Origin of the sequence: Desulfobacter curvatus DSM 3379, assembly GCF_000373985.1 — a bacterium.
GTDB classification, from domain to species: Bacteria; Desulfobacterota; Desulfobacteria; order Desulfobacterales; family Desulfobacteraceae; genus Desulfobacter; species Desulfobacter curvatus.
Genome location: NZ_KB892972.1, coordinates 1 through 3,475, shown reverse-complemented (window position 1 = coordinate 3,475; position 3,475 = coordinate 1). Strand labels below are relative to the sequence as shown.

At 50.2% G+C, this 3,475-nt stretch carries 4 protein-coding genes; all 4 read right to left on the bottom strand.

What is annotated here, in order from left to right; translation table 11 throughout:
- The 4 genes from B147_RS0106805 to B147_RS0106790 are packed head-to-tail and all read right to left on the bottom strand — an operon-like array spanning position 1 to position 3,342.
- Positions 1 to 630 (bottom strand): soluble NSF attachment family protein, encoded by a 630-nt coding sequence (locus B147_RS0106805; RefSeq protein WP_020586476.1) that lies wholly within the window; start codon positions 628 to 630, stop codon positions 1 to 3.
- Between the two features lie 46 nt (positions 631 to 676).
- A complete protein-coding gene (locus tag B147_RS0106800) occupies positions 677 to 1,633 on the bottom strand; it encodes a hypothetical protein (protein ID WP_020586475.1) in 957 nt (318 codons plus the stop codon).
- Positions 1,634 to 1,636: 3 nt separating this feature from the next.
- Positions 1,637 to 2,404 (bottom strand): ABC transporter ATP-binding protein, encoded by a 768-nt coding sequence (locus tag B147_RS0106795; RefSeq protein WP_020586474.1) that lies wholly within the window; start codon positions 2,402 to 2,404, stop codon positions 1,637 to 1,639.
- Positions 2,404 to 3,342 carry a FecCD family ABC transporter permease gene (locus B147_RS0106790; RefSeq protein ID WP_083927830.1) on the bottom strand — a complete coding sequence of 313 codons (939 nt, stop codon included), beginning with the start codon at positions 3,340 to 3,342 and terminating at the stop codon, positions 2,404 to 2,406. Before B147_RS0106790 ends, B147_RS0106795 begins: the two co-directional genes overlap by 1 nt.
- Positions 3,343 to 3,475 lie beyond the last annotated feature (133 nt).

Below are 3,475 nucleotides of genomic sequence, written 5' to 3'. Positions count from 1 at the left end.
TCAATTTGTAACGGTAATAAAAGTGTTGTGGAACAAAAAGCCATACAACCAATGGAACGCTATTCCCTTTTTTGAGGGGAGTGTTTCATATAAAAGGTCTATATGAACCTTACTCCAGACAGCATCATGGTCATGACCATGATTTTCCCAATGCCGGATGTTTTTTTGCCAGTGCGAAATGGGGGCTCTGTAACCGCTGACATCCCTGCCTGCCAAGGCCATGAGTTCTGCGGCATGCTCAAATGCATCTGCAGCCTGGAAATGGGCATCTTTTTCTGCACAAAACCGTCCAAGCTGTTCATACGCATGAATACCGGCATCCCAATTTTCTTGATTTTCAAAAATCTGCGCCAAACGGTAAGTCAGGATTACAGCTAAATCTCTGTTGTCCGCTTTCATGGCTGCAGCAAGCCCTGCTTCCAGCAAAGTGACTGCGTTCTGCATCTCTCCTCTGGCTTCATATATATTGGCCGCATTCATATATCCGTGGACACCCAATGTATAGCTGCCTTTTCGGGTTTTAAGATCTGCATAGCGTGTCCATTTTTCCGGGTCATTGGTCCTTCGGGCCTCTTGTTCCAGTCTGCGGCCCATGTAGTAGGTGTCTTCTTTAACTGAATCCCAATCCATATGTTTTATCCTTTTTATCTTTTTGGTGGCAGATTCGTGGTCATCCTCAGGGCCAAATCACAAACAAAGTCCAAATCAGAGCGGCCATGATTGCCATGCGCAATCCTGTTGAAACAGCCAACACCTGCCATCCTGTCCCTGGGCCGAAAATCCCTAAATAATAGGGAATGAGAAACCTCAAGTTGATCCCACTGGCCAGAAGATTGCCAACCAGCAGTGACAACACAACTTCCCGGCCGGAAACTTGTGAAGCATACAAAAGATTGCCGGCCACTGTGAATGCCCCCACATTGCTGGCCAGCCTTGTGGCCACAACTGAAAGGGCCTTGGGCGACAGCGGCAAAAATTCTGTAAGGCCGGAAATCCATGTGTTTAAATAATCAAACATGCCGGCGTGAATAAGCACAAACATAACCACTGTCACCGGAATAGTTGTTTTTATAACACGAAAAATAATTTTCCGGCTTTTTTTTGCACTTTCAACCCAAAGCGCCCATGACGGGGGTACGCCCTCCTGTTTTTCGGCTAAAGGTATAATGGCATACGCATTATCCGGTTCAAGAAGGAAATGGCCTGCCAACAGTGCCGCAATGGTTTTTAAAAGCCCGACCAGCACCAGAAAGCCGTAATATACAAATGCGTATATGCCGATGAGCGGGATGGCGATGGGCAGTACTGTGCGCCAGTGCATGACAATACCGGGAAAGGTATTGACAATGGCGGCGATGATCAGCTCCTTGCGTGTAATACGTCCTGCCTCATGATGCCTGACCAGCATGGCGTTGCCCGCCGAAGGAGAGAGGAACGCGGTTAAAAAACTTGCTCCGCATTCAGGCTTCAGGTGTCCCAGCCGGGTCAGGGGCCGGGTGATCCAGGCTATTTTATTCACCCAGCCAAGGGCCACGATAAACTCCGCCACGATCACGCCAACGCTAAAAATGGGTACCATGGCGACCAGAAATTTCAGCGTGGAAAGGGCTGCGGCGGCCAGGACGGCAATCATGACTTACCCAACGGTTCCCGTGGGCAGAATATAGGGATATCCTTCATTCTGACTGACAACTGCGTGAATGCCGTATACGGTGCTGATGTTTTCCGGCGTCATAACGTCACCGGGTGTGCCCGAGCAAAGGATTTGACCCTCTTTCATCATCACCATCCTGTGGGAAAACCGGGAGGCCAGGTTTAAGTCGTGCATGGCCAGAACGGCCGCCATCTGGTTTGTCTTAACCAGGCTTGAAATCATCTCAAGCACTTCAAGCTGGTGTTTTAAATCCAGGTTGGATGTCGGTTCGTCCAAAAGAAGAATGTCGGTGTCCTGGGCAATGGCCCTGGCCAGCAATACTTTCTGCTTTTGTCCGCCGCTGAGGTTATCGAAATCCCGAAGGGCAATATCCTTTAAGTTCATGGATTCTATGACCTGGGCGGTTTTTTCAAAATCATTTTGTGTTGGTTTCCAAGTAATATAAGGCCGGCGGCCCATGAGCACGGCTTCAAATACGGTGATGGGGAATTTGGAAGGCGAGCTTTGGGGCACATACCCCACACACCGGGCATGCTCCCGGCGGTTCATGCCAAAGGCATCCTTGCCGTTGATCAGGATGCTGCCGCAGCTTGGCTTTTGGATGCCGGCAAGGCATTTGATCAGAGTTGTCTTTCCGGTTCCGTTGGGGCCGGCAATGCTGACTATTTGCCCTTTGTGAACCTCCAGGCTTATATCCGTAAGGATGGTTCTTTTTTTGTATCCAAACGAGAGGGCATCAACTTGAAGCATTACCAGTACGCCTTCTTTTTTTTCATAAGCAGGTAAAAGAAAAACGGGACGCCGATAAAGGAGGTGACAATACCCAGAGGAATCACCTGGGGGGCCCAGCAAGTGCGTCCAGCTGTGTCTGCCGCCAGGACCAGAGTGGCGCCGATCAGTGCCGAAGCCGGCAGAAGATACCAGTGGTCGCTGCCCACAATCATCCGGGCGATATGGGGCGCAACAAGGCCAATAAAACCGATGACACCGGTAAAGCAGATGCCGGCGGCAGTGATCAAAGAAGCAAGGACTACCCCGGTGGTCCGGATACCTGTGACATTAACACCCAAAGCGTTTGCTGATTCGTCGCCTGCGGCCAACAGATTTAAATCAAATGAGAGTTTGATCAGAAGGGGCACCGGCAAAATAATCATCACGGCGGCCACCATGATTTCCGGCCATCCCACCTTGGTCAGGCTGCCAAAAAACCAGAACACGATTTCATGCACCTGTTCCACTGTGCCCATGTACTGCAAAAAAGAAGACAGGGACGAAAAAAGAAACATAATGGCAATGCCCGAAAGAATCATAATCTCGGGAGAAGCACTTTTAAACCTGGCAATCCCAAGGATGAGAAAGGAGGCGGCAAGGGCAAAAAAGAAAGCAGAGCCTGCCACCAGATACTGACCATACAGGGAGCCGCCGAAAACAATGGCAGCCACAGCTCCGAATCCGGCGCTTGAGGCGATCCCCAGGGTGTAGGGCGATGCCAGGGGGTTTTTCAGAATGGCCTGGAACACACTGCCGGCCACGGCAAGGCCGCTTCCCACCAGAACGGCCATAACAATCCTGGGCAGCCGAAGCTGCCATATGATGGCCGAGGCGCGTCCGGTATTGGTGAACAATGCGTTTAAAGACTGTAAAAAACCCATGGTTGAAGCCCCCAGACAAAGGGCCGTGGCCACCATACCGGCCAGTACAAAACAAAGGAAAAAAATGAAAAAAATTTGGGCGCATTCCCATTTTCACGGTTATGCAGCTAACAATGAAATATGTGAATTGGCCATTTGTTTCAGACAGTTCCATCGTCCTGATTTATAG

Excerpts from the sequence above, each read along its gene's own strand:
- B147_RS0106805 (WP_020586476.1), bottom strand. The coding sequence starts at position 630 with ATGGATTGGGATTCAGTTAAAGAAGACACCTACTACATGGGCCGCAGA.
- B147_RS0106800 (WP_020586475.1), bottom strand. The coding sequence starts at position 1,633 with ATGATTGCCGTCCTGGCCGCCGCAGCCCTTTCCACGCTGAAATTTCTG.
- B147_RS0106795 (WP_020586474.1), bottom strand. The coding sequence starts at position 2,404 with ATGCTTCAAGTTGATGCCCTCTCGTTTGGATACAAAAAAAGAACCATC.
- B147_RS0106790 (WP_083927830.1), bottom strand. The coding sequence starts at position 3,342 with ATGGTGGCCACGGCCCTTTGTCTGGGGGCTTCAACCATGGGTTTTTTA.